At 64.5% G+C, this 24,870-nt stretch carries 20 protein-coding genes; 7 read left to right on the top strand and 13 right to left on the bottom strand.

The window, feature by feature from the left end; translation table 11 throughout:
• Positions 1 to 135 precede the first annotated feature (135 nt).
• The gene (gene cckA, locus DYZ14_RS10175; protein ID WP_154720568.1) at positions 136 to 2,757 is read right to left on the bottom strand and encodes a cell cycle histidine kinase CckA; all 2,622 of its coding nucleotides are present in this window, start codon (positions 2,755 to 2,757) and stop codon (positions 136 to 138) included.
• Positions 2,758 to 3,034: 277 nt separating this feature from the next.
• Between cckA and DYZ14_RS10170 the strand changes: the two genes are divergently transcribed.
• Entirely contained in the window at positions 3,035 to 4,456 is a 1,422-nt protein-coding gene (locus DYZ14_RS10170) for a flagellar biosynthetic protein FliO (protein ID WP_154720567.1), read from the top strand.
• A gap of 94 nt (positions 4,457 to 4,550) precedes the next feature.
• Here the strand turns inward: DYZ14_RS10170 and dksA are convergent, their stop codons facing one another.
• Complete coding sequence (dksA, locus tag DYZ14_RS10165) at positions 4,551 to 4,970, bottom strand: RNA polymerase-binding protein DksA (protein WP_115669517.1); 420 nt, start codon at positions 4,968 to 4,970, stop codon at positions 4,551 to 4,553.
• 279 nt (positions 4,971 to 5,249) lie between these two features.
• Here dksA and DYZ14_RS10160 point away from each other — a divergent pair, with 279 nt between their 5' ends.
• From DYZ14_RS10160 to DYZ14_RS10145, 4 genes are all read left to right on the top strand, one after another.
• Complete coding sequence (locus DYZ14_RS10160; protein ID WP_154720566.1) at positions 5,250 to 5,747, top strand: SixA phosphatase family protein; 498 nt, start codon at positions 5,250 to 5,252, stop codon at positions 5,745 to 5,747.
• 112 nt (positions 5,748 to 5,859) lie between these two features.
• A complete protein-coding gene (locus DYZ14_RS10155; RefSeq protein ID WP_154720565.1) occupies positions 5,860 to 7,335 on the top strand; it encodes a YcjX family GTP-binding protein in 1,476 nt (491 codons plus the stop codon).
• Positions 7,332 to 8,414 (top strand): YcjF family protein, encoded by a 1,083-nt coding sequence (locus tag DYZ14_RS10150; RefSeq protein WP_154720564.1) that lies wholly within the window; start codon positions 7,332 to 7,334, stop codon positions 8,412 to 8,414. The genes DYZ14_RS10155 and DYZ14_RS10150 overlap by 4 nt, the downstream gene beginning before the upstream one ends.
• 132 nt (positions 8,415 to 8,546) lie before the next feature.
• Complete coding sequence (locus tag DYZ14_RS10145; RefSeq protein WP_154720563.1) at positions 8,547 to 9,098, top strand: hypothetical protein; 552 nt, start codon at positions 8,547 to 8,549, stop codon at positions 9,096 to 9,098.
• A 47-nt stretch (positions 9,099 to 9,145) separates the two neighbouring features.
• Here the strand turns inward: DYZ14_RS10145 and folK are convergent, their stop codons facing one another.
• From folK to folP, 3 genes are read right to left on the bottom strand one after another with little or no spacing between them, the layout of a single operon-like run.
• Positions 9,146 to 9,670: a 2-amino-4-hydroxy-6-hydroxymethyldihydropteridine diphosphokinase gene (folK, locus tag DYZ14_RS10140; protein ID WP_269749444.1), complete on the bottom strand. Its 525-nt coding sequence runs from the start codon at positions 9,668 to 9,670 to the stop codon at positions 9,146 to 9,148.
• The gene (gene folB, locus DYZ14_RS10135) at positions 9,654 to 10,022 is read right to left on the bottom strand and encodes a dihydroneopterin aldolase (RefSeq protein ID WP_154720562.1); all 369 of its coding nucleotides are present in this window, start codon (positions 10,020 to 10,022) and stop codon (positions 9,654 to 9,656) included. Before folB ends, folK begins: the two co-directional genes overlap by 17 nt.
• Positions 10,019 to 10,888, bottom strand: coding sequence for a dihydropteroate synthase (folP, locus tag DYZ14_RS10130; protein ID WP_445292373.1), 870 nt, complete (start codon positions 10,886 to 10,888; stop codon positions 10,019 to 10,021). Before folP ends, folB begins: the two co-directional genes overlap by 4 nt.
• A gap of 103 nt (positions 10,889 to 10,991) precedes the next feature.
• Between folP and DYZ14_RS10125 the strand changes: the two genes are divergently transcribed.
• Positions 10,992 to 11,618, top strand: a complete 627-nt coding sequence (locus DYZ14_RS10125; RefSeq protein WP_154720561.1) for a DUF922 domain-containing Zn-dependent protease — start codon at positions 10,992 to 10,994, stop codon at positions 11,616 to 11,618.
• Positions 11,619 to 11,888: 270 nt separating this feature from the next.
• Here the strand turns inward: DYZ14_RS10125 and DYZ14_RS10120 are convergent, their stop codons facing one another.
• Positions 11,889 to 12,209, bottom strand: coding sequence for a 2Fe-2S iron-sulfur cluster-binding protein (locus DYZ14_RS10120; RefSeq protein ID WP_154720560.1), 321 nt, complete (start codon positions 12,207 to 12,209; stop codon positions 11,889 to 11,891).
• A gap of 141 nt (positions 12,210 to 12,350) precedes the next feature.
• Positions 12,351 to 12,722 (bottom strand): Hpt domain-containing protein, encoded by a 372-nt coding sequence (locus DYZ14_RS10115; protein ID WP_115669286.1) that lies wholly within the window; start codon positions 12,720 to 12,722, stop codon positions 12,351 to 12,353.
• A 481-nt stretch (positions 12,723 to 13,203) separates the two neighbouring features.
• Between DYZ14_RS10115 and DYZ14_RS10110 the strand changes: the two genes are divergently transcribed.
• Complete coding sequence (locus tag DYZ14_RS10110) at positions 13,204 to 18,924, top strand: apolipoprotein A-IV repeat region-like domain-containing protein (RefSeq protein ID WP_154720559.1); 5,721 nt, start codon at positions 13,204 to 13,206, stop codon at positions 18,922 to 18,924.
• Between the two features lie 154 nt (positions 18,925 to 19,078).
• Here DYZ14_RS10110 and DYZ14_RS10105 read toward each other — a convergent pair whose 3' ends face one another.
• The 6 genes from DYZ14_RS10105 to DYZ14_RS10080 all read right to left on the bottom strand — a co-directional run bounded on the left by DYZ14_RS10105 (position 19,079) and on the right by DYZ14_RS10080 (position 24,824).
• Positions 19,079 to 19,696, bottom strand: a complete 618-nt coding sequence (locus DYZ14_RS10105; RefSeq protein ID WP_115669284.1) for an ABC-type transport auxiliary lipoprotein family protein — start codon at positions 19,694 to 19,696, stop codon at positions 19,079 to 19,081.
• 29 nt (positions 19,697 to 19,725) lie between these two features.
• Positions 19,726 to 21,096, bottom strand: coding sequence for an MCE family protein (locus tag DYZ14_RS10100; RefSeq protein WP_154720558.1), 1,371 nt, complete (start codon positions 21,094 to 21,096; stop codon positions 19,726 to 19,728).
• Positions 21,096 to 21,923, bottom strand: a complete 828-nt coding sequence (locus DYZ14_RS10095; protein WP_154720557.1) for an ABC transporter ATP-binding protein — start codon at positions 21,921 to 21,923, stop codon at positions 21,096 to 21,098. Before DYZ14_RS10095 ends, DYZ14_RS10100 begins: the two co-directional genes overlap by 1 nt.
• 8 nt (positions 21,924 to 21,931) lie before the next feature.
• The gene (locus DYZ14_RS10090; protein WP_232365496.1) at positions 21,932 to 23,080 is read right to left on the bottom strand and encodes an ABC transporter permease; all 1,149 of its coding nucleotides are present in this window, start codon (positions 23,078 to 23,080) and stop codon (positions 21,932 to 21,934) included.
• A 189-nt stretch (positions 23,081 to 23,269) separates the two neighbouring features.
• Positions 23,270 to 24,124, bottom strand: coding sequence for a UDP-2,3-diacylglucosamine diphosphatase (locus DYZ14_RS10085; protein ID WP_154720556.1), 855 nt, complete (start codon positions 24,122 to 24,124; stop codon positions 23,270 to 23,272).
• Positions 24,125 to 24,218: 94 nt separating this feature from the next.
• A complete protein-coding gene (locus DYZ14_RS10080) occupies positions 24,219 to 24,824 on the bottom strand; it encodes a TetR/AcrR family transcriptional regulator (RefSeq protein WP_210209283.1) in 606 nt (201 codons plus the stop codon).
• Between the last annotated feature and the right edge of the window lie 46 nt (positions 24,825 to 24,870).

The raw sequence follows: 24,870 nt of genomic DNA, 5'->3' as shown, positions 1-24,870 counted from the left end.
CACCTCGACCACATGCCGCACGCCTGCCTGCAACTCACTCGCGCCCGAGCCGATCCTTACCCGGTTCGCGGCCGCGGCGCGCCGGCCGCCGAAGTGACGGCCGTCATGACAGTAGGCGCATGATCTTGCTCAAAGTCAATTTGCCCCATCGAGCATTTCGCGGACGGCGACGGCAAGCTGCTTGAGCGAGAACGGCTTGGGCAGGAAGCCGAACTTCGCGTCCGCCGGCAGGTTGCGGGCAAAGGCGTCCTCGGCATAGCCGGAGACGAAGATGAACTTGAGATCAGGATAATTCTTGCGCAGCTCGGTGAGCAGCGTCGGGCCGTCCATTTCGGGCATGACGACGTCGGAGACGACGATATCCACCGCTCCCTGCAGTTCCTGCATGATGTCAAGCGCCTCGACGCCGGAGCCGGCTTCGTGCACCGTATAGCCGCGGGTCTCCAGCATGCGCTTGCCGCCGCGCCGAACGGCCTCCTCGTCCTCGACCAGCAGCACCACGGCGGACTTGCCGGTCAGGTCGGCCGGTTCCTTGGCGTCCGGGCCGGCCGGCGGCTGGGAAGCGCCGACGGCCTGTTCGCCGGCTCCAGCCACACCGGCGGTTGCCGACACCGGAACAATCTCCGGAATGTGCCGCGGCAGGAAGATGCTGAATTTCGTCCCGTGACCCACTTCCGACACCGGATAGATATAGCCGCCGGACTGCTTGACGATGCCGTAGACCATGGCAAGGCCGAGGCCGGTCCCCTTGCCCACATCCTTGGTGGTGAAGAAGGGCTCGAAGATCTTGTCCATGATCTCCGGCGCGATGCCGGTCCCGGTATCGGCCACCTCCACCAGGACGAACTCCTCCTCCGGAAGGCCGCGATAGTTGAAGGCCGCCGCCTCGGCGGAAGAAATATTGCGGGTCGTCACAGTGATCGTACCGCCGTCCGGCATGGCGTCGCGGGCGTTGACACACAGGTTGATCAACACCTGCTCGAATTGCGAAAGGTCGGTCTTCACCGCCCATAGATCGCGCCCATACTCGACCTTCAGCTTGACATTGCTGCCCGAGATCAGCCGGTCGACCAGCATGCGCAGGTCGCCGATCACATCCGTCAGGTTGAGCACGCTCGGCCGCATGGTCTGCTTGCGGGAGAAGGCCAGCAACTGACGCACCAGGACTGCGGCACGGTTGGCATTGCGCTTGATCTCCATCAGATCGGCAAAGCTCGAATCCGATGGCCGCGCCTGCAGCAAGAGGTGGTCGGAGGACAGCAGGATCGCCGTCAGCACATTGTTGAAGTCGTGCGCTATGCCGCCGGCCAACGTGCCGACCGCATTCATCTTCTGCGTCTGCGCCATCTGCGTCTCGAGCGCCTTCTGGTCGGTCACGTCGACGGCATAGACGATCGCCGCCTCTTCCGGCGCCTCGTCGCTCTGGTCGATGACCGCATTGACGTAGAAGCGGAAATGGCGGGCATCGCTCTCCGGATGGCGACTGTCGATCGGGGCAATGTCTACCTGGCGATCCTTGGCCGCGGCGAGCGCCTCGCGAAAGCGCTCACGCTCGCTCTCGTGGAAGACGACCTCCAGCTTGCCGCCGCGATCGACGTCGTCGCGGCTGACGATATCGGAGAACAACTTGAGGAACGGCGCATTGGTGCGCAGGATCCGTCCCTCGCCATCGACCGAGGCAATGGCCATCGGCGTGTTGTTGAAGAAGCGGGTGAAGCGCATCGAAGCGATCGACGCCGACTGGTCGCTGCCGCCGTCCTGCCGGGCCAGCACGATCGAGCGGCTCTCGCCGGGCGCGCCGTCACGCGCCGAGCGGACCCGATGGACCAGCCTGACCGGCAAGCTCTGTCCGTTGACACGCCTCAGGTCGAGATCCAGCGTCTCCGTCTTCGACTGGCCGGGCTCGGCCTGCACCGAATTGATCAGCGCCATGCCCTCGCCGGCCACCAGGTCGGCAATCGTCATCGAGCCCGGGCTGAACTGGGTGAGGTCGACCCCCAGCCATTCCGCCAGTGTCGCGTTTAGATAGTAGATCTCGCCCTTGCGACCGGCGGAGAAGAAGCCGGCCGGGGCATGGTCGAGATAGTCGATGGCGTGCTGCAATTCCTTGAAGAAGCGCTCCTGGTCGTCGCGCTCCGAGGTGATGTCGCTGATCTGCCAGATATGCAGCTTCTTGCCGAGCCGGCGCTCGCCCGCCAGCATCCGCGCCTTCAGCCGATACCAATGCGCACCCGAGCCGCTTCCGGTATGGGTACCGAGCGGCTTGAGCAGGCGGAACTCCTCATAACCCTCGCGCCCTTCCCGCAAGCCGTTGGTCAGGCGATAGAGCGCTTCGCTCGATTCGCGATAGCGCGACAGCAGCGCCTCGAGCGATTGCACCTCGGTTGCCTTCTTGGCGCCCGTCATGCGGCCATAGGCGCCATTGGCATAAATGACGCGACCATCGGCGTCGGTGATCAGGATGCCGTCGGGCTGGCTGGCGAGGAAGCTGCGCGCCAAGGTATCCGAATGGGACTGCGGCATGACCTCGACGAAGCCGATCACCGCCGCCACGATGAAGAATATCCCCATCATGGCTAGGATGCCGAGGAGGCCGAGCACGATCTCGTTGTCGAGCTGGCCGCGGAACACGACGAAGCCGACTGCGGCGGCCAGCAGTACGAAGGCAAGCAGGATGACGCGCAGAGCCGTGCCCGAACGCGTTGCGCGATCCACCAGCGGACCTTCGTCGTCTGCGCCCTTCGGCTCTCTTGTCATATGTGCCTCGTACTCGAGCCCGGATTGCGCGTCGCCGCCTGCGATGCTTAAGGGAATCGGGGCGTGTAGAACCTCTTTAGCAATTTGCGGCAGCGGCAAAAAGCTCCGGGCCGGCATATTGCGGGGTACCATACACAGCAATCCCCACAGGAATGCCTCATTTCCCGGCGATCCTTAGCCTTTTGAGCGAAACCCGCTCCGGGCCGTGTGCTGCGCCCTTGCCGGATTGCGAAATCGCCTATCTTCTGCGAGAAAGCGAAAAAAGGGAGAACGCGACATGTTTGACGAACTGGTGACCGCCTACGGGAACCGTTTTCTGGTCGCGGCACTCGGCGTCAGCCTTGCGCTCCTGTGCCTGTTCATCGTGCTTTGGCTGTTGCGCAACCGCGCGCCTTCCCCCTTCGTCCGCGGCGGTCGCAACCGCCAGCCGCGCCTGCAGGTGCTGGATGCCGCCGCCGTCGATGCGCGCCGGCGTCTGGTGCTGGTCCGCCGCGACAATGTCGAACATCTGGTGATGATCGGCGGCCCGACCGACATCGTCATCGAAAGCGGCATAGGCGACGAGCGCGCCTATCTCTCGGCCAGGCCGGTGACCGACGCGCCCTTGCAGGTGGCCACCGACGTCGCGCCGGCATCGCAACCGGGACCGGCTACGGCGCCGCGCGCGCTCGACCGGTTGCACACACCCGTTGCGCCAGCGGCGGCGCCCGAGGCTGCGACCGCAGCGAAGGACGAACGCACTCAGGCGGCAAGGCCGGACGCTCCAATCGCCGCTCGCCCCATGACGCCCCCTGCTAGTGCACCGGCTGCGGAAACAGCACCTCTGCCCTCCGTGATCGTGCCAAAGGCTGCGCCATCCGCTGCACCGGTCGCGCAGCCTACACAACCACAACGCCCATCGCCGTCAAACGTCGAAATGCGCAAACCCGAGGCTCCGGTAGCGGAAGTGGCTCCGGCCCCGATGGTCAGGCCCGAACCGGCCCGCCCGGGGCTCGACGCCACCGAGAGCGTTCCGTCCGAAGACCCCAAGGCGGAGATCCCGGTCGCGCGCCCCCTTTCCGGGGCCCTGCCCCAGCCGTCGCCCGTCGCTTTGGCAAAACCCGCTGCCCAAACGGCCGCGCCCGTGCAGCCTGCCGCGCCCGCGATCCAGGCCGGCCCGGTTGCGGCCCCGATGGGGACGCCTGAGCCGCGCCCGCTCGAGCTTTCGGCTCGCTTCGCCGCACCGGCGGCGGCCGCAGCGACAGTGCCCGCGGCCGTCGGCCAGCCGATGGAACGCCCGTCAAAACCGACTGCAGACCCGAACATCATCCCGCAGGAGGACGCCTCCGATATTCTGGAGGCGGCTCGCCAGCGGGTGCTTTCGCCGGTATCCGCGCCCTCCCGCGGCAGCGACCCCCGCCCGGATCGGCCATCCACCATGCCCGAAATGCCCGTCCGGTCCGGTGAACAGAGCGAGTTCGAACGCGTTCTGGAAGAGGAGATGGCCCTGCATCTTGCGGCAAACGACGCTCAGCCGACGGCATCGCCGCCTTTCCAGCCGATCCTGCCCGAAACGCGCGCCGACCGCCCATTCGTGCCGCCGATTGCCGGGCCTGTGGTTAATGACGCGAGCCGCCCGGGCGTCCCCGGCAAGCAGGAGCCGGACCTGCAGGACGAGATCGCGCGCATCTTCGGCGAGATGTCCGCCGACCGCCACTGAGGCGCTCCTGAACGCGAAAATGCCGGCGCGAGCCGGCATTTCATTTTTTATCCAAGCCATGTGAACAGAGCCAGCGTTGGCTCGCGGCGTCACGCTATTCGTCGCGATAAACCTTCTCGCGCCGCTCGTGACGCTCCTGCGCCTCGATCGACAATGTGGCGATCGGCCGCGCATCCAGCCGCTTCAGGCCGATCGGCTCTCCCGTCTCCTCGCAATAGCCATAGGTTCCGTCATCGATCCGCTGCAGGGCGGCGTCGATCTTGGAGATCAGCTTGCGCTGCCGGTCGCGGGCGCGCAGCTCGATGGCACGGTCGGTTTCAGAGGAAGCCCGGTCAGCAAGATCGGGATGATTGGCACTCTCTTCGGCAAGGTGCTCGAGGGTTTCACGCGCTTCCCGGAGGATGTCGTTCTTCCAGGCGATAAGCTTGGCGCGGAAGTAGGCCCTCTGGCTGGCGTTCATGAACTCGTCGTCTTCCGAGAGAACATAATTGCTAAGATTGATCTTCTCACTCAACGCGATTCTCCTGAAGAACATCTCAATGGCCGGCTGTATATCCTTTCGATAACCGGGGTTCAAGCCTAATGGCTGCGTATTAAGCCATTTTTAAATCTGTCACATTTTTAGGCTAAGGGCATATTTTCTAACCACTATTTTAAATTTCGGCAGTGCGGCGCCCTGACAGGCGTCACGCGGCATACCCGACTGTGGTCTAATCGGTTTGAACAGCAGTTGACGGACCTCCCCGACAAAAGCTAGTTCAGGATAAGAAGCCCAGTCGCGGAATTTCCTCGGATGCCCCTCCTTGCCTCGCCCCCTGAACGCATCTACCTCCTGAGGCACGCGAAGTCCGGCTGGGCCATGCCGGGTGGACGCGACTTCGACCGCACCCTCGATCAAGCAGGCCTGGAAGAGGCGGCCCAGGTCGCCGACGAGGCCGCCTCGCGCGGTTATCGACCCGATCTCGTGCTCTCGTCTTCGGCGATGCGGTGCCGGCAAACGGCAGAGGCCGTGCAGCGCGCGATCGACGGCAATACCGAATTCCGCTTCGCCGACGAACTCTACAATGCGCCGGCGGAAAGCTATGTCGACGCGCTAGGTCAACTCGATGCCTTTTCCTCGGTCATGCTGGTCGGCCATAATCCGGCGATCGAGGAGCTGTTCGCGACGCTGGTCGGGATGGACGTCGTCAACCGGACCATACCGGAGGGCTATCCGACGTCGGGGCTTGCCGTTCTCGACCGCAACGGCGACGGCGAAGACTGGCTCTTGCGGGATTTCCTGGTCGGTTGATCCTCACGCAGCGCAGACTTCAGGCCGCGACGATCCGGCGCCCTTCCGACCCTGTTTCCGCGCCCGCATCCTTCCTATATGACGGGACGCACATCACGCAGGGACGAGAAAATTGCCGCCATCCTTGACCAGCCTGACCGACGAAGCCGCGATCGCGCTCGACAATCTGGCCGACCGCGCCGCCAATCTCGTCAATCCGACGCTGCGCCTCGGCGTCACCGGCCTGTCGCGGGCGGGAAAGACGGTCTTCATTTCCTCCCTTGTCCACAATCTGCTGCATGGCGGACGCCTGCCTCTGTTCGAGCCGATCCGCTCTGGCCGTGTGACCGCGACACGCCTCGAGGAGCAGCCGGACGATGCCGTGCCGCGCTTCCAGTACGAGGATCATATCCGCGCCCTGGTGCGCGACCGGGTCTGGCCTGATTCGACGCGCGCCATTTCCGAGCTTCGCCTGACGATAGAATACAGGAGCGCCAGCGGCTGGAACCGGATGTTCTCGCCCGGACGCCTGTCGATCGACATCGTCGACTATCCCGGCGAATGGCTGCTCGACCTGCCGCTGCTCGGCCAGGATTTCCGCCGGTTCAGTGAGGCGACGGCAGACCTTGCTCGTACCGGCATCCGCGCCGAACTGGCGCGCGACTGGCTCGACCTTTGCGCCGCTGTCGACATGGACGGCCCGGCTGACGAGATGGTGGCGCGGCAATTGGCGACCACGTTTACCGCCTACCTGCGCGCCTGCAAGGCCGACGAACGCTCGCTGTCCACGCTTCCGCCCGGCCGTTTCCTCATGCCCGGCGATCTCGAGGGCTCGCCGGCACTGACCTTTGCGCCGCTGGTCGGCATGCCTGAAACCCGCCCGCCGAAGGGATCGCTGCGCGCCATGATGGAGCGCCGCTACGAGGCCTACAAGTCCGTCGTGGTAAAGCCGTTCTTTCGCGAACACTTCGCCCGGCTCGACCGGCAGATCGTGTTGGTCGATGCCTTGCAGGCCATCAATCGCGGCCCCGAAGCGGTGCAGGATCTGGAGCGGGCGCTCGCCGACGTGCTCGCCTGCTTCCGCGCCGGCACCAACTCCATGCTTTCCTCGCTCGTCCGCCGCCGGATCGACCGGGTGCTGGTCGCCGCCACCAAGGCCGACCACCTGCACCACGAAAGCCACGACAGGCTGCAGGCGATCACCCGCCGTCTCGTCGATCGTGCCATCCAGACGATCGGCATGTCCGGCGCCGGCATCGACGTCATGGCGATCGCCTCGGTGCGCGCCACCCGCGAGGCAACCGTCAAGCGCGACGGCCATGACCTGCCGGTCATCGTCGGCACGCCGATGGAGGGCGAGAAGGTCGGCTCCGAACGCTTCGACGGCAAGCGCAAGACGGCCGTCTTTCCCGGCGACCTGCCGGAAGATCCCCAGCCCTTCTTCCGCTCGCTCGACGAAGGGGCGCCGCATCTCGACCTGCCCGACCTCGACATCGTCCGCTTCCGCCCGCCGCTGATCGAAGAGACCGGCGGCGGGATCACGCTGTCCGTGCCGCATATCCGGCTCGACCGTGCCATGCAGTTCCTGTTCGGAGATCGCCTCGCATGAAAAGGCCACCGCTTTCGCCTGAGGCCCCGCGCCGGCGTCCAGTCTCCTTCGCCATCGAGCCGGACGAGCCGATGCGCCCCGAGACCGCGGCACCGCGCGCGCCGCAGAGCTTCGACGAGGGCATTGAAATCACCCCCGACGAAGCCGATCCCTTCCTCGGCGCCGAACTGGACGCAATCGAGCCGATGGCAATCGCCCGGCCGCGCCGCAGGGGCCTGTCTCTCGGCAAGATCGCCGCCGGCGCCTTCGGCCTGCTCCTCTCGCTTGCGATCGGCCTCTGGCTGGACGGACTGATCCGCGACCTCTTTTCCCGCTCGGACTGGCTCGGCTATGCCGCGATGGCCGTCCTCGCCGTCGGCCTCCTCGCCCTCTTCCTGCTGCTGGCCCGCGAGGTCGTCGGGCTCTACCGACTGGAAGCGGTGCAGAACCTCAAGGCCGACGCAGAAAAGGCGGCCGCCGAAGGGCGCAAGCCCGCCGCCCGCGCCGTGGTGCGGCAATTGGCGAGACTGGTTTCCTCACGCCCGGAAACCGCAAGCGGCCGGGCGACCCTGGAAGCGACAGAAGAAGACATCATCGACGCACCGCAGCTGATCGAACTGGCCGAACGCGAGCTGCTGGCGCCGCTCGATATCCGAGCGCGCGGGCTGATCCTTGGCGCCTCGAAGCGGGTGTCGGTGGTGACCGCGGTCAGCCCGCGGGCCATCGTCGATCTGGCCTATGTGCTCTTCGAGGTCTTCCGCCTGGTGCGCGGCATGGCCGAACTCTATGGCGGCCGGCCGGGCACGGTCGGCATGCTTCGGCTGATGCGCGACGTGATCGCCCATCTCGCCGTCACGGGCTCGATCGCCGTGGGCGATGGCCTCGCCCAGCAGATTCTCGGCCATGGGCTCGCTTCGCGGCTTTCCGCACGCCTCGGCGAAGGCGTGATCAACGGGTTGATGACGGCACGAATCGGCATCGCCGCCATGGACCTTTGCCGGCCCTTGCCGTTCCGTGCGGTGAAGCGCCCGGGCATCGGTGATTTCATTTCCGACCTGACGCCCGGCCTAACAGGCAATCCGCCCAAGGCCGCCGGCTGAGACAAACCGCGTTCTCGTCCAGTTTTTGCCGTTGCCCGGAAGCCCTTTTGCGGCTAGGGCAAGGATGCATTAACCATTCTCACGTTAGTTTGCCTGCGGGTTCATGGGTTGCTCGTACCAAGGTTCAAGTCGATGTCGCATCGTTCCATCTCGTCATTCAGCCGCGTTGTCGTCGTCACCGCCGCCGCCATGCTTGCCTTGGCACCCGTGGCCGATGCCGCATCGCGCGACAAGCGCTTCTTCCAGTCCGTCGCAGGCGTCTGGAAGGGCCCGGGCGAGATCGTTGCCGGCAAGTACAAGGGCACCAAATTCACCTGCAGCCTGACCGGCCTGCCGCCGGACGGCGACCTGACCGGCATCACACTGGACGGCACGTGCCGGGTCGGCGTCTTTTCCCAACCGATGAAGGCGACGATTTCCGAGGTCGGCGGCAAGTATCAGGGCCAGTTCCTCGATGGCGCCGAAGGCAAGGGGCTGGATATCGTCTCGGGTGCCGTGACCGGCGATCGCGTCGTCATGGGCATCAACCGCAAGAAGCTGAACGGCGCCATGGTCGCCCGTCTGCAAAACGACATGGCGATGAACATCACCATTTCCGTCAAGGTCGAGGATCGGATGATCCCGGTCATCGGTCTGAAGTTGAACCGGCAGGCCGACGCCTATGCCGGCGACATCAAGAACTGAGACCGGCTGAGCCTGTCCGCCTCGCCGCGATCATAGCCCGCATGCAATCAGCCGCGCCACCAGGCGCGGTTTTCGTTTGCCACGACAATTCCGTCGGCAGCAAGCCCGGTCAGCCAATCGGCGACCGCCCTGCCCTTCACTTTCAGACCACCGTCAAGATCGGCGAGCGGCATCAGCACGAAGGCGCGCTCGGTCATGCGCGGATGCGGAACCGTCAAAGCCTGTTCGTCGATCTGCAAACCGTCAAAGGTCAGGATGTCAATGTCGAGCGTGCGCGGCCCCCAACGCTCGGATCTCACCCTCTTCATGTCGCGCTCGATGTCCAGGCAGACCTCGAGCAGCCCGGCCGGCGAAAGCCGTGTCTCGATCGCGGCGCAGGCATTGTAGAAGTCAGCCTGGTCGGTCTTGCCCCAGGGCGGCGTACGGTAGAGCCGCGAAACTGCCGTGACCCGGCAGTCGTCGCGCGCGTCGAGCCGGCGCAACGCCAGGGCCATGGCAGCCACCGGATCGCCGATATTGCCGCCGAGACCAAGCGTCGCCGGACGCCAGCCCTCCTCAATTGAAATGCTCAACGCTCACCTGTACATAATCGAGGATACCCGGCACTGGTGCGCTGGGTTTGCGCACCGCGATCTTCGCCCGCCGGATCTGGCCGAAGCGCTGGCAGAGCTCCTTGGCAATCGCCAGGGCGAGCGCCTCGATCAGGAAGCGCCGGCTGCTCATGACGGTTTCCTCGATCACCTTGAAGGCGATGCCGTAGTCGACCGTGCCGCCTATGTCGTCGTTTTCCAGCGCGTTCCCGGCGGCAACCTCCAGCTCGGCATCGACGAAGAAGCGCTGGCCGAGAAACTCTTCCTCGGCATAGACCCCGTGACGGGCAAAGAAGGCGCAGTTCTTCAGGGTAATGGTGTAGACGTCCGTCATTGTACCTGTTCCTCACCGGTCTTGGGTTCGGCGGCGATCATAGCATCGGCGATCGCCAGGGCATCCCGGTTGATCGCGACATTATGAACCCGGAAAACCGAAGCACCCTTCATGCGCAAGAGCACGGTCGTCGCCGCGGTCGCCGCATCGCGTTCGCCTGCATCCCGGCCCGTGAGCGTGCCGAGAAATCGCTTGCGCGAGGTCCCCACCAGAAGCGGATAACCAAGCGCCAGCAGTTCGTCGCAGCGCGCCATCAGCGCCATGTTCTCCTCGACCGTCTCCTTGGCAAAACCAAAGCCCGGGTCGAGCACGATCGTCTCGCGCGCCACATTGGCCGCAGCGGCGATCGACAGAGAGCGGTTCAGATAGTCGAACTGGTCTGCAACGACATCGGCGAGCCGGTCGCGGCCGCGCCCGGTGTGCATGATGCACAGCCCCGCGCCGGTCTCCGAGGCAAGCGCGGCGATTTCCGGCTCGCGCTGGAGGCCGTGCACGTCGTTGATGATATGCGCACCGGCTGCGATCGCAAGCTGTGCGGTCCGGGCCCGATAGGTGTCGATCGAGATCAGTGCATCGGTTTCACGCGCGAGCCTCTCGATCACCGGCAATACCCGATCCTGCTCCTCAGCGGCACTGACGGGTGTCGCACCGGGCCTCGTCGATTCACCGCCGATATCGAGGATATCGGCCCCTTCCGCAACACATGAGAGAGCATGGCCGACCGCCCTGTCGACGCTGAAATGCCGGCCACCGTCGGAAAAGGAATCCGGCGTGACGTTGACGATCGCCATGAGCCGGCCCCGCCCCTCCAGGGCGATGCCGCAACCGTGGGCCGCGCGCCAGTATCCGCTCGTTCCGCTGTTCACCCGACTTGTCCCTTTCCGGTGCAAATTTTGCCTGGGCTGATATTGCACTTGGAGAGCCTATGCCCCAAGGTCGCGCCGAATTCAACTTGGCGGACCATCGAGAATGAAGACTGCACGCCGATTTGGCGTCCTCACTGCCGCCACGGGCCTGTGGCTCGCTCTGGGGGGAATGACCCAGGCCGAGACGATCGTCCGCAAATCGGTCTCCTATTTCCAGATCGGCGGCACCACGGCCGAGGATCTCGACCGCGAACTCGAGCGCCGCGGACCCACGACCCGCGCCAGCGGATCGCGTCACCCCGGCGCGACCCAGATCAAATTCGGCGGCGAACTGGACTATGTGCAATCCGCGGGGCGTTGCCGGATCGGCAATGTCGACGTGACGCTTGATACGCGCATCATCCTGCCGCAGTGGAAGAACCGCAAGAGGGCCAAGGGCGATCTCGCGCTCATATGGGACGCCCTTTCCAGCGACATCAAGCGCCACGAGGAACGCCACGCGGAGATCGCGCGGCAATATGCGCGGAAGCTGGAAAGGACGCTGAAGAAGCTCCGCCCGCAGCGCAATTGCGATGCCATGCAGGCGAAGGTCGCGGAAGCCACCGACGGGGTGATCGCCGCCCATGACACCGCGCAGATGGATTTCGACCGCGTCGAGGCCGTCAACTTCGAGAATCGCATGATGCGCATCCTCGAATACCGAGCCGGGCAAAATACCCCCAAAAATTGAGGTGGCTCAGGCGAGCAACCGGGCAAAAATGCCACAGGGCTTGCGCGAAACTTGCAGGCGAGCCTGTGAATAACTGACTATTTCTCGGCGTGGTACTTGAACGAATACTGAAATATAAATGTCCTCGAATTCAGTCGGTCACATGTCCGGTTCCGAGTTCTCCCTGGCGCATCCAGGTGCCACAGGTGTTCCTCCCTCGCCTGATTATGGCGATGCGCCCTCCTGCCTCGCTCCTCGCTTGTCGAAGAGCGAGGCTTTTTTTTCGATCGATCAGCCCTGGCGTTCGGGAACGCGCACGACCAGGCCGTCGAGGGCCGCCGTGACCTTGATCTGACAGGAGAGACGGGAATTGGGCTGCACATCGACGGCAAAGTCGAGCATGTCCTCTTCCATCGGCGAAGGCGCTCCGACCTTCTCGGTCCAGGCCTCGTCGACATAGACATGACAGGTCGCGCAGGCGCAGGCGCCGCCGCATTCGGCATCGATGCCGGGAACGGAATTGCGCACGGCATTCTCCATGACCGTGGATCCTTCGTCCGCAGCGAGTTCATAACGCGTGCCGTCGAAAGCGATGATGGTGAGTTGTGCCATGATGAGATGTCCAGACTTCGCCGATTGCAAAAAACGGCGAAGTCATCCCCTAAAACGATGGGCCAGTCAACATTCAGGCGGCTGAATTTCCCGTCATTAGCCGCGTCGCTCGAAGCGAGCCACCGGCGCAGGAAGCCGCCTTCAGCGGCAAAGCTTGAGAATGAAGTTCTCGGCCTCGATCACGCTGGCGGCGACTGCCGCAAGCCGGCCGGCATCCGCGCCATCGCACTCGACGGCCTCGGCGGCGCGCAGCACGGCATGGGCGCCGACGGCGCCTGCCGCACCCTTCAGGCGCTTGGCGATCGTGACCCGTGCTGCATTCTCGGTTTCACTGGCAAGTGCCTGGAGGCAACCGCGCGCCTGACGGGCGAACATTTGCAGGATTTCGATCTCGACCGCCTTGTCGCCCAGCGTCGTGGTCGCAAGTTGGACCAGGTCGATCGGGCGGTCCTTCGAGGGGCAAAGCCCGCCGATGTTTTCGGGGGCTTCGAAAGCGATGCTGAGCGCGGCCATGGGTCGATTTCCTTCTTATGGGTTTTGTTGCTACGCTCATCCTTGGCGAGGCAGCGTCCAGATCCGGTTAAACCGGCGCTCATGTGAGGACAAAACATTACGATATGGTTAACGCCGCCTAAACGACGGAAGCGTATGGTTTTTCACGCGCTAATTTAGTTTAAATGCTGTTAACAATGGCTCCATCGCGTTAGGAATGCCGTCCCCCCTTAATTGTCTCGACATTCTGAATGTGTCACTACGATACGACTGATATGGGCAAAGGGTGGGTCTCTTTGCCCTAAGGCCGGATGATGATAGGAAAATATCGTCATGCTCTCTAGAACGGGGCAATTCCGGCTGTGTATTCCGATGGTGATTTCATCTGGCGTGGCGGCAGGATGGGATCCCCGTGAAAAGCGGTCTTTCCAGGCGCCCGGACTCCGAAGAGCGGGGCATCCGGCAGGACGGCCCAATAGGCTTGGTAACGAGGCGTAACCCTATGGCGAACAACAAGACGGTCGAGTCGATTGACGACAGTGCCTTTCAGGCGCTTGAAGCGGCTCTGAGGATCGATTTCGACGAAGAGGAGACGTCCGCCGGCCGAAGCAGGCAGACGTCAGACGCACCGGAGGCCAAAGTGTCCGAGTCCACCAACCCGCGTCCCGCAGTGCCCAAGAAGCCGTCCGAACGCCGTGCGGCGCGCGGCGCCGAGCTCGCGCCCGAAATGGCGCCCAGGGCGCCCGCCTTCGAACCGGCCAACGACGCCTCGCGCCGCAGCCCGGCCGCCATCATGAAGACCTTGGAAGGCGCATCGATGCGCAGCGCCATGCGCAACGCGACGATCATCTCCGTCCTCTGGGTGCTGGGTGCCATCGGCCTCAGCCAGATTCTCTATGGTACCGCCATCTGGCAGGCCCAGAGCGTCGCCGATATCGTCGCCATGCCGGGCGTCGTGGCGATCTTCGTCGGCACGATCATCCCCGTCATGCTGTTCTTCGCCTTCGCCATCATGATGGCTCGCGCCCACGACCTGCGCAATGCGGCTCGGTCCATGGCCGAGGTCGCCCTGCGCCTCGCCGAACCCGAGACCATCGCGTCTGAACGCATCATGACCGTCGGCCAGGCCGTGCGCCGTGAAGTCTCGGCGATGAACGAGGGCATCGAGCGCACCATCGCGCGCGCCACCGAGCTCGAGACGCTCGTGCATTCAGAGGTCACCGCGCTCGAACGCAGCTATACCGATAATGAATTGCGCGTCCGCGGCCTCGTCCATGAACTCGGTTCCGAGCGTGACGCCATCGTCAACCACGCGGAACGCATTCGCAGCTCGATCGTCGGCGCCCATGAACAGCTCAAGGAAGAGCTGTCGCTGGCAACCGAGGAAATCGCGGTCCGCCTTGCCACCTCTGGCGAGGCCTTTGCCTCGCTGATCGACACCCGCGCCGCCGCCCTGATGGAAAAATCGGACGCCGCCGCGACGTCGATCGGCAGCCTCCTGTCGAGCAAGACCGAAAACCTCGTCCAGACGTTGAGCGCCTCGGGCATTTCGCTCGCCAGCGAGTTCGACACCCGCCTGCAGCAGCTGACCGGCACCCTGCAGGAGCGCGGCCGTGAACTGCTCGGCGAGTTCGAAACCCGCGCCTCGACGCTCGACGCCAATACCGAAAAGCTCAATGCGGCGCTCGGCGAACGGGCCCGCCAGCTGAACGAAACGCTCGCCGAGCGCACCCGCGAACTGGCAGACAGCCTGACCACCGGCGAGCAGGGAATCACCAGCTCGCTGGACCTGGTGCTGGCCAAGCTCAACGCCACGCTCGACGACCGGGGTGCCGCCTTCCGCCAGAGCCTGCAATCGAGCGCCGACGACGCGATCGTCGACCTCGACCTGCGCTCGGGCTTGTTCGAGGATCGCCTGCAGGCAACGATCGGCCAGGTCAATGCGGCCTTCGACGAGCGCGTCGCCGAATTCGCCAGCGCATTCGACCAGCGCGCCGGTTCGCTCGACAGCAAACTCATGGAAAGCCTTGCCCGCATCAACGAGACCGTCACGGGCGGCTCGGAGGCGATCGACGGCATTCTCAACTCCAGCATCGAGCGCCTCGGCTCGACGCTGACCGACCAGTCGTTTGCCCTTGCCACGGCGGTCGGCACCGGCCAGGAACTGATCGACGACGCACTTTCGACCCGCGCCCAGGAAATCGCCGACGCGATGTCGGCCCGCGCGCTATCGCTCAGCGAAAGCCTTGAAGACGCGAAGAAGCGCATCGACGCCGTTATGGAAGAGCGCGGTGGCGCCCTCTATTCGGCGCTCGCCGACAACCAGTCGCGTTTTGAAGAAACGCTTGCGACCCGCGCCGAGACCATCGTCAACGCCTTGTCGGGCAATCAGGAGCGTTTCGCCGAGACCCTCGACACCAAGAGCCACGCGATCGCCGACACCCTGGCCGACGGCCAGAAGCGTCTCGATGAAACGCTGGAGGGCCGCGCCACTTCCATCATCGCAGCGGTATCGGGTACGGAAAATCGCCTTGCCGAGGTTTTGGACGGACGCAATCAGGCGATCGCCTCGACGCTCGCCGATGGTCAGCGCCGCATCGACGAAACCCTCGAAAGCCGGACCAGCTCGATCATCGAAGCCGTCTCGGGCACGGAGGACCGGCTGGCAGACGTTCTCGACGGCCGCAGCCAGGCGATTGCCTCGGCACTCGCCGAGGGCCAGCGCCGTATCGATGAGACGCTCGAGAACCGCGCATCAACCCTCGTTGAAGCGGTCAGTGGAACCGAACGCAGCCTCGCCGACGCTCTCGACCGTCGCACCACGGCAATCATCGACACCGTCGCCGACGCCGACAAGCGGATCGAAGCCGCCTTTGCCGACAAGGCCGAAGCGATCCGCAGCGCCTATAACGAGAACCAGGATCGGCTCGACCTGTCGCTGGCAGGCCACGCCAGCTATCTCGCCTCCACGCTGGAACAGGCCGGCGAGCAACTCGAAAAGACATTTGGCGAAGGCACCGGCCGCATCAGCGACACGATGGCGTCTGGCCTTTCCGGCATTGGCGACACGATGGTTTCCGGTCTTGCCAGCATCGACGGCAAGCTCTCCGACACCCATGAGCGGATCCGCGCCACGCTGGAAGAACGCGGCAACGCGATCGACGTCACGCTGCGCGCGGCCCAGGAACAGCTGGACGGCACGCTCGCCGAACAGGGTGCCGCGATCGGCGCATCGATCGCCGCCTCCACCGGCATGCTGGAAATGACGCTGGAGGAGCGCGAAGAAGCGCTTCGCCGGACCATCGACGAAAGCGGCAAGATGCTCGACGAGCGTCTGCGCGGCACGGCGGGCGCACTCGCCGGCCAGCTTGGCGAGGCAGCCAAGGAGATTACCCGGACCGCGGAGGATTTCTCCGGCCGGATCGAGCAGTCGGTCGGCGGCATGTCGACGCGCCTCGACGATACCAGCAGCCGTATCGAACTCAGCCTCGAGACCCTCGAGGACCGTATCAAGAGCGGCCTTGACGGCGTCGACATCCGCGTCGGCGATGCTGGCGAGAAGTTCGCCAGCCGCTTGTCGGAGAAGGTCTCCGATCTGGAGCGCGTCGGCAGCGAGGCGGTCGAGCGGGTTACCCGCGTGCTCGACGATGGTACCGCGAAGGTCGCGGAGACATTCGACGGTCGCACCGCCCAGATCGACGAACGCCTCTCGACCATGGACCGCGCCCTCACCATCGGTCTCGACAACGTCAACCGCACGATCGAAGGCAAGGCAGCGGGTCTTGCCGCCGCCCTGCGTGGCGCGGTAGCCGACGCCGCGCGCGAGCTGGACGGCGAAGCCCAGCGCTCCGTCGAATTGCTGAACCAGACCGGTGCGCAGTTTGCCGAGCGGATCGGCGAACGCAGTGCCGAACTGAGCCGCACGGTCGAAGAAAAATCCGAGGATCTCGCCAACCGGATTTCCGAGACCCAGACCCGGCTTGCCGGCCAGGCCGCCGCCGTGGCGCAGACCTTCGCCGAGGCCGGCGACGTCATCGCCAACAAGGTGGCCGAGGCCGAAGCCCTCGTCGGCAGCCACATCTCCGCCCTGTCCGGCACGCTGTCGGATGCCGGAACCACGCTCGAAGCCCGCGCTGCCGCCATTCGTCAGCAGCTGTCCGGCAATACCGAGGAAATCGCCTCGACCATGGACGCGGTCGAAAAGGCGCTCGAAGCACGCGGCAACACCATCCGGACGGTGCTCGACGAGCGGACCCGCGAGCTCAATTCCATGCTCGCCTCCCGCTCCTCCGAACTGTCGCGCCTGATCGACGAGAAGGCGGCTCCGCTGATTGCCGACTATGCCGAGACCGGTCGCGCCGCCGCCGAGCGGATCACGGAAGCCGCATCGCTGAGCGCTGAACGCCTGCGGGCCGAGAACGACGCCATCGTCGCGGCGATCAGCACGCGTGCCGACAAGGCGGCGGAGACTATCGGTGCAGCGGAACTCAGCCTGACCGACAGTGCCGGCCGCCTCATCGAACGGCTCAGCGAAAGCAATTCGGGCCTCGCCGCGATGATCGAGCAGGTCGCCACCAATATCGCGGCAGCCGACGGACAGCTCAACCAGACCACCGAGCGCTTCGTCGACACCACGTCCAAGGCCGCCGACCTGCTGCAGACCTCCGGCCGTCTGCTCGACGGCAAGCTCGAGCGTCTGTCCGCGGTCTCCGGCGAAACCCTGTCGCAGGTCACCTCGATCGTCGGGCGCTTCGGCGACCATTCCAAGATGCTGAGCCAGGCTTCCGAACTCCTGTCCGCCGCCCAGTCCAATCTGGTTGGCACGCTCGAGGAGCGCCAGCAGGCGCTCCGCGACCTGGCCGTCGGCCTGGTCAAGCGTTCGGAAGAGATCGAAACAACGATGCAGAACCTCGGCGCCATGGTCGACGGCGCCTTCGAGCGGGCCGAGCAGCGCTCGGGCCAGGTTGCAGGAAATCTGCGCCAGAGCATCCAGACCTCCTTTGCCGATATCGGCAAGATCCTGTCCGACACGGAGAAGCAGGCGCTTTCAACGGCCGGCAACATGCGCGGCGCGCTGATGTCAGCTGGCGAGGACGCCACCCGTTCGATCGAAAAGACCCTGTCGGAAGCCGAAAAGCGGTCCAGCGATCTCGCCGATCGCCTGCGCGGCGGCCTGACCGCCTCGCTGTCCGACGTCGACAAGCTGCTCGGCGAGGCCGGCCGCAAGTCGGACGGTGCCGCAAGCCACCTGCGGGAGGCCATGCGCGAGGCGGTCGAAGAGGCCGTCACCCGCTTTGCCGGCGCCACCGACGAGATCCGCCGCTCGGCCCAGGATATCCGCAAGGAACTGGACATGACCCGCAGCGAATTGAAGCGCGGCGCCTTCGATCTTCCGGAAGAGGCAAAGGAAAGCGCCGCCGCCATGCGGCGTGCCGTGTCCGAGCAGATCAAGGCGCTGCAGGACATTTCGCAGCTCGTCGGCCGCTCGACCCAGTCACTGGAAATCTCCGAGCCGGTCGCCCGCAAGCTGGCCGAGGCAAGGCCGGTCGAGGCTCCGAGAAAGGCCCCTGCTCCGGCCCCGGTTGCCCAGCAGCCTGTCGCCGCACCCGTCGCCCCTCCGGCGCCTGCCCCGGCCCCAGCTCCGGCGCCTGCCCCGGCACGTGCGATGGAGCCACTCGGCCTGCGTGGCAGCATCAATCCCGCAGCCGCCCCGGCGCCCGCCACGCGCGGTGAATCCGGCTGGATCAGCGACCTTTTGCGCGGCGCATCGCGCGACGAACATACAGAGACGGTGGCGGCTCCCGCACCGCGCGCGCCCACGCCGCGTCCGGCCGAGGCGCCGGCCGCATCACGCCAGGCCGATACCCGCAATCCGCGGCACATGGTGGAATCGCTGAACTCGCTGTCGGTCGACATCGCCCGCGCCATCGACCATGACGCATCGGTCGATCTGTGGCGGCGCTACCAGCGCGGCGAGCGCGACGTCTTCACCCGCCGCCTCTACACGCTCAAGGGCCAGCAAACCTTCGACGAGATCAAGCGCAAGTACGACCGCGAGCCGGAATTCCGCGTCGCCGTCGATCGCTACATCGCCGATTTCGAAAAGCTGCTCGGCGACGTCGCCCGCACCGACCGCGACAAGACGGTCACCCAATCTTACCTCACCTCGGATACCGGCAAGGTCTACACCATGCTGGCCCACGCCGCAGGCCGGTTCAGCTGAACAGGAGAGGCTGGCGGGTGACCGCCGGCCTCCTCTGCATCACGAAAAACGAAAGCCCCGGCGCCTGCCCAGGCGTCGGGGCTTTCGTTTGTTCTTCTCCTGGCTGGCCGCCGCGATCGGTCGTCGGCGAAGCTTGCCGATCAGACGGATGCGTTCAGAGCAGACTGAGCGTCCAGGTGACGATCTCGGCGCTCACCCGGGCAAAGGCCTGGTCCATGGCCCGGATATAGGCCTCGTTCGACGTTCCCGACGCCGGCTGGCTGGCGCTGAACACCTTCTGCGCCTTGACCGAACCGTTCCGGTCGTTGAGCAGCTTCACGGAGATCTCCACGACACCCCGGTCACCACCCACCGTATCGATCTCGAAGGCCCGAACATCGGTGATCAACTGGTAGTCGATCGCCAGTCCCTGCCCCGGCTTGCCGACGCCGTCGAGCTTGCCGGTATTCTCGAAGGTCTCGACGAGTTTCGCCTGCACCATTCGGGTCAGCTTGTCGCTCCACTGCGAATTCGACAGATAGCGGATCTCCGAGGGCGAGACGCGGACCAGGACCTGTTCGCTGTCCAAGGCCTTCAGCGCCGACGGATCAGCCACCAGCAACTGGCGGCTACGGGCCGGCGTGCTGGTCTTCACATCCGGTGCGGCCGTGATGTCGAACGTATCGTTTGAAGCCTTAGACCCGCAGGACGAAAGCCCTGCGACCAGCAGCGGCACGAGGATCGCCGCTTTCATTGCCGTCGTGCAACGCGCCATGATAGCGGTTCCGCCCATGTGACCCCTGCCCCTTCCCGTCATGTTCGTCATCGTCTCGTCCGCCCGTCATACTGCTTGACGTTTTCCCCGCCAAACAGCAGGCGCTGCGGATCATTGTCAAAATTGGTGATCGCGTCGTTGAGACCGCGCACCGTCTGGCGCGTATCGGTCACCAGCGACTGGATGTCTCTCAGCCCGGTATTGGAGAATCGCGCCAGATTGTCGGCGATCGGTCCGATTTTGGAATTCAGGTTGTCGGCAGCGCCGCGGATCGACACCAGCGTCTTGCGCGCTTCAGCACTCAGCGAATCCGCCTCACCGGAACCGAGGAATGCGTCGACCTTGGTCAGAATGCCGTCGATCTGGTCCGAGGCATTGTTCAGCTTGTTCGCAAGCTGGGTGAAATCGGTGATCGCCTGGTCGATGTCCTGGGTGCGGTCGGTGATGCTCTGGCTCAGATCCTTGAAGCCGCTGATCGCCTCGCGCGCATCGGCAGAGGCGACCGAGACATCGTCCATGACCTTGGTGATCTTCTGTGCATCGACCGCAGCGACGACCTCGTCGACCCGCGACAGCGTCTTGTCGGCATTTTCGCCGAACTTCTGGAAGGTCGCCGCGGTCTCGCGGAAGGTCTCGATGGCCGGCCCGATCGTGTCCGAGGCGTCGGCAAAGTTGCCGGTGAACGCCTCGGTATTGGTGAGAATCTGGTCGATCTTGTCCGAATTGAGCGCCTTGAACAGGCTCTCGGCCGCGCCGAGCGTGGAATCGAGCCGCCCGGACAGGCCGGATACCGAATTCGACAAAGCACTGACGCTTTCGAGGAATTTGTCGATGCCATCGGCATTGTCGGCCAGTGACTTGGAGAAGGTCTCGGCGTTCTTGACAGTGTTGGTCAGCGGATCGCGGGCATCGGTGATGAAGCCCTGCAATTGCCCGATCGCGTCGTCGGCGCGCTTCAGGATCTTGTCGGCGGTCGCCAGAAGATTGGTGACGCTCGACTGGTCGGCCAGCAACACCGCCGGCTCACCGGTGGCAATGGCCTTCTCGAGAATGTTGGCGTCACCCGCATTGCCACCGGAAAGTTCGATATAGGCAGCCCCGGTCAGGCCCTGGATCTCGAGCACGGCCTTGGTCGAGGCGGTGACCGGCGCGTCCTCGCGGACCTCGGTGAAGGCCACCGAGAACTGCGGATCCTCCTTGTCGATATAGAGGCTGCGCACGGAACCGACGGCGATGCCGTTGAAGCGCACCGGCGAGCCGATGCTCAAGCCGTTGGCCGAACCCGGGATGCGGATTGCCAGGGGCGCGAGGGTCCCGCCGCGGCCATATTCGGCCATCCAGTAGACGAAGCCGAAGGCGGCCGCGATGACGAGCATCGTGAAAAATCCGACGATCGCATAATTGGCTTTGGTTTCCATCAGTCAGTCACTCTACCGGATGCCACCGGGTCGCCCCGGCGAGGAATGGATCGGGCCCGCTTGCCCCTGAAATAGGATTTCACCCACGGATCTTCGCTGGCGAGCATATCGTCTAAGGTGCCTTCGACCAAGACTCGCTTTTGCCCGAGAACGGCGATGCGGTCGCAGACCGAAAACAGGCTGTCCAGGTCATGGGTGACCATATAGACGGTCAGGCCCAGCGTGTCGCGCAGCCTTGCGATCAGCTCGTCGAATTCCGCAGCACCGATCGGATCGAGCCCGGAGGTCGGCTCGTCGAGGAAAACCAGATCCGGGTCGAGCGCCAGCGCGCGCGCAAGCGCCGCGCGTTTGATCATCCCGCCGGACAGTTCCGACGGATACTTGTCCGCCGCATCCGGGTCGAGGCCGACCAGATCCAGCTTGAGATAGGCAAGCTCATCCATCAGCCACTTCGGCAGGTCGAGATATTCACGCATCGGCAGCTGGATGTTCTCCTTGACGGTCAACGCCGAGAACAGCGCGCCGTGCTGGAACAAGACGCCCAGCCGCGTATCGAGTTCCATCCGCGTGCGTTCGTCCACCGTATTATAATCGGAACCCAGAATTTCGATCGTTCCCGACCGTCGCGGCAGCAGCCGCAGGACCGTGCGCATCAGCACCGACTTGCCGGCGCCGGAGGCACCGACGAAACCGAGGATCTCACCGCGATAGATATCGAGATCGAGGTTGTCGAGCACGATCTTGCTGCCGAAGCCGACCGTCAGCCCCTTGACCGACAGAACCTTCTCGCGTTCGCCCTCGTTCGCCACCGGAGTCTTGTCGTCCATCCCGCCCCTCAAAAGTCGATCGCCGAATAGAACATGGCGAACAGGGCATCGACGAGGATGACCACGAAGATCGATTTCACCACCGCAGCCGTCACATGCCGCCCGAGCGATTCGGCGCTGCCTCCGACCTTCATGCCCTCGACCGCCGAGACAATGCCGACGATCAGCGCCATGAACGGGGCCTTGATCATGCCCGATGCGACGGTCGAATAGTCGACTGCGGAATGCAGGCGGGTGGTGAAGACGTCGAAGGTGATGCCCGAATAGCTCCACGCCACCAGGGCGGCACCGTAGAGGGCGGAAAAATTCGCCAGGATGGTGAGCAAGGGCAGGACGATCGTCAGGGCCACGAGCCGCGGAAAGACGAGCACGCCGATCGGATTGAGCCCAATGACCTTGAGCGCGTCGATCTCCTCGCGCATCTTCATCGAGCCGATCTCGGCCGTGATCGCGCTGCCAGACCGACCCGCAACCATGATCGCGGTCAACAGCACACCGATCTCGCGCAACTGCAAAATGCCGACCAGGTCGACGACGAAAATCTCCGCGCCGAAATAGCGCAGCTGAAAGGCTCCCTGCTGGGCGATGATCGCGCCGATCAGGAAGGACATGAGCGCGACGATCGGCACGGCCCGCACACCCATATGGTCCATCTGCGTGACCACCGAGGCCGGCGAAATGCCGCTGCCGCGCCCGAGCTTGGTCTGCGCACCGTGCACGGCGGAACCGAGAACGAACATCATCGCCACGACGTCCGACCAGAGATCGACCATAACCTTGCCCGCAGGCGCGAACAGCCGCTGGAACAGGGGTCCCTTTGCCGGTGGCGGCGGCGGATGCTTGACGTCTTCCGGCAGGACCCGCAGCAGCTCCCGCATCGCCGACGTACCCCCCGTCAGCTTGACCTCGGCGCCCTCCTTCTGGCGCACCGCGATGAAGCGGCGGATGAGCCAGGCGCCGGCCATGTCCATTTCGGAAACGGCATTCAGGTCGACTTCGACCGACTTGCCGCCATTGGTCGGCATCAACCGGCCATCGTTCTGCAGGAGAGGTCCAAGGCTGTTGTTGCGCCAGGCGCCGGACAGCCGGATGCGATGCCCCTCGCCCGGCAGTTCATCGACGCCGATCGCGGCGCTCTCTGGATGTACGGACTTCAAGGCTCTGACAACTTCCACGCATTGCGTCACGCAGGCTTGGCCAAATCGGTTTGGCGGCGCAAATCATTCTGTCGCGCAGTATATCCAGACCGGCGGACAATGAAATCCTTGAGAAAGCGTTTATCCGCCTGCGTCACCTTCAAGCCACAAGAACCGCCGCCCCGGGGTGGGGCTGGGCCGGCTGCCCCGTCAGGCGGCCTGAATATCCTTGGCTTCGGCCGGTTCGGCAGCGGCTGGGAAAGGGCGCGGCAGGGCGAGCGTCGCCACCTTTTTGGAAGCAGCGCCGATCCGGTGTCCCCAGGAAATCAACTCGAAGCGACCGTCGTGGTGTTCGACGATCGCCGTGCAGCTCTCCACCCAGTCTCCGGTATTGACGTAGTGGATGCCGTCGATGTCTTCCATCACCGCATGGTGGATGTGACCACAGATGACGCCGTCGACATCGTTACGCCGGGCTTCCTCGGCAACGACCTTCTGGAATTCGCCGATGAAGTTGACCGCCTGCTTGACCTGAAGCTTCGCCCAGGCGGAGAACGACCAGTAGGGCATGCCAAGGCGGCGGCGGATCGCAGCCAAAAGGATGTTGATGTTGATCGCCATGTCATAGGCCCAGTCACCGAGATAGGCGACGAGGCGGGCATTGCGCACCACGACGTCGAATTCGTCGCCGTGCAGCACCAGGTACTTCTTCCCGTCGGCCGTCTCGTGGATCATCCGCTCGGCAACCTCGATGCCGCCGAAATGCGTGCCGGGGAAGCCGCGCAGGAATTCGTCGTGATTGCCCGGAATGTAGACGATGCGGGTTCCCTTGCGCGCCTTGCGCAGCAGTTTCTGCACGACGTCGTTGCAGTCCTGCGGCCAGTACCAGCTGCGCTTCAGTCGCCAACCGTCGACGATGTCGCCGACCAGGAAGATCGTCTCGGCCTCATGGGTCCTCAGGAAATCCAGCAGGAAGTCCGCCTTGGCCGCCTTCGAGCCGAGATGCACGTCGGAAATGAACAGGGTTCTGAAGTGACGGATTTCCGGATCTGTATTCACGGTCATGGGCCTCTCGCTTGACGAGCCTTTGCCCTTTTTCCAAATCAGACTCTTGTTTCAGGAACATGACACCGCCATGCACCGGTGCCTGGAGCAGCCCTCAGGTGCCCTTCAATGGCGGCAGCTCGCATCGCGCGATTTGCGCCGCCTCGGCGCGCTCGATGCCCATGGCGATCAGAATGAATTCCGCCACCTCGCTGCCGGCGTCGCGCCAGCTCTTGTAGCCCTCCTGCACCAGCATCATGCCGGACAGCGTCGCGCCGCCGATCACCGCCACCATCGACGTCACCTGGTCCGGAGCGATGCGATAGCGGCCGCGCGTGATCGCCTCGCCCATCTCATCGGTGAGCGAAGCGGTCAGCAAGCCGCGCAGGGATTTGTTGCTGAAACCGAAATGCACGATGAAGCGGCCCCATTGCGGCTCCTCGTGCGCCCGGCGGATGAACAGGCGTATGCCACAGGCGAGCCTTGCCGCCGGATCCTGAAGCCCGTCTATGCTGGTGCGCACGCGTTCCTGCATTTCGCCGGCGAGGTCACCGGCGACATCCTCGAACAGGCTGTCGGGATTGGGCACGGCATTGTAGATCGTCCCGCGGGCGACCCCCGCCTCCTCGGCGAGATCGCTGACATTCACCCGACAGGCGCCGACCCGGGCAAAGAGACGCATGGCCGCCTCGTGAATACGGCACTGAACGACAGATTTCACGCGGACCCTCCCGGTTCTTGCATCACCATCCTTGGCAACTGAGGCC

Origin of the sequence: Ciceribacter sp. T2.26MG-112.2, assembly GCF_900492205.1 — a bacterium.
GTDB classification, from domain to species: domain Bacteria; phylum Pseudomonadota; class Alphaproteobacteria; order Rhizobiales; family Rhizobiaceae; genus Allorhizobium; species Allorhizobium naphthalenivorans_A.
Note: the sequence above shows the minus strand (reverse complement) of the source record. Positions and strands in the feature narration are given on the sequence as shown.

Excerpts from the sequence above, each read along its gene's own strand:
- DYZ14_RS10115 (WP_115669286.1), bottom strand. The coding sequence starts at position 12,722 with ATGGCCGCGCTCAGCATCGCTTTCGAAGCCCCCGAAAACATCGGCGGG.
- folB (WP_154720562.1), bottom strand. The coding sequence starts at position 10,022 with ATGACGGACGTCTACACCATTACCCTGAAGAACTGCGCCTTCTTTGCC.
- DYZ14_RS10150 (WP_154720564.1), top strand. The coding sequence starts at position 7,332 with ATGAAAAGGCCACCGCTTTCGCCTGAGGCCCCGCGCCGGCGTCCAGTC.
- DYZ14_RS10110 (WP_154720559.1), top strand. The coding sequence starts at position 13,204 with ATGGCGAACAACAAGACGGTCGAGTCGATTGACGACAGTGCCTTTCAG.
- DYZ14_RS10085 (WP_154720556.1), bottom strand. The coding sequence starts at position 24,124 with ATGACCGTGAATACAGATCCGGAAATCCGTCACTTCAGAACCCTGTTC.
- DYZ14_RS10170 (WP_154720567.1), top strand. The coding sequence starts at position 3,035 with ATGTTTGACGAACTGGTGACCGCCTACGGGAACCGTTTTCTGGTCGCG.
- DYZ14_RS10125 (WP_154720561.1), top strand. The coding sequence starts at position 10,992 with ATGAAGACTGCACGCCGATTTGGCGTCCTCACTGCCGCCACGGGCCTG.
- DYZ14_RS10145 (WP_154720563.1), top strand. The coding sequence starts at position 8,547 with ATGTCGCATCGTTCCATCTCGTCATTCAGCCGCGTTGTCGTCGTCACC.
- DYZ14_RS10105 (WP_115669284.1), bottom strand. The coding sequence starts at position 19,696 with ATGGGCGGAACCGCTATCATGGCGCGTTGCACGACGGCAATGAAAGCG.
- DYZ14_RS10160 (WP_154720566.1), top strand. The coding sequence starts at position 5,250 with ATGCCCCTCCTTGCCTCGCCCCCTGAACGCATCTACCTCCTGAGGCAC.
- DYZ14_RS10100 (WP_154720558.1), bottom strand. The coding sequence starts at position 21,096 with ATGGAAACCAAAGCCAATTATGCGATCGTCGGATTTTTCACGATGCTC.
- DYZ14_RS10120 (WP_154720560.1), bottom strand. The coding sequence starts at position 12,209 with ATGGCACAACTCACCATCATCGCTTTCGACGGCACGCGTTATGAACTC.
- cckA (WP_154720568.1), bottom strand. The coding sequence starts at position 2,757 with ATGACAAGAGAGCCGAAGGGCGCAGACGACGAAGGTCCGCTGGTGGAT.
- DYZ14_RS10095 (WP_154720557.1), bottom strand. The coding sequence starts at position 21,923 with ATGGACGACAAGACTCCGGTGGCGAACGAGGGCGAACGCGAGAAGGTT.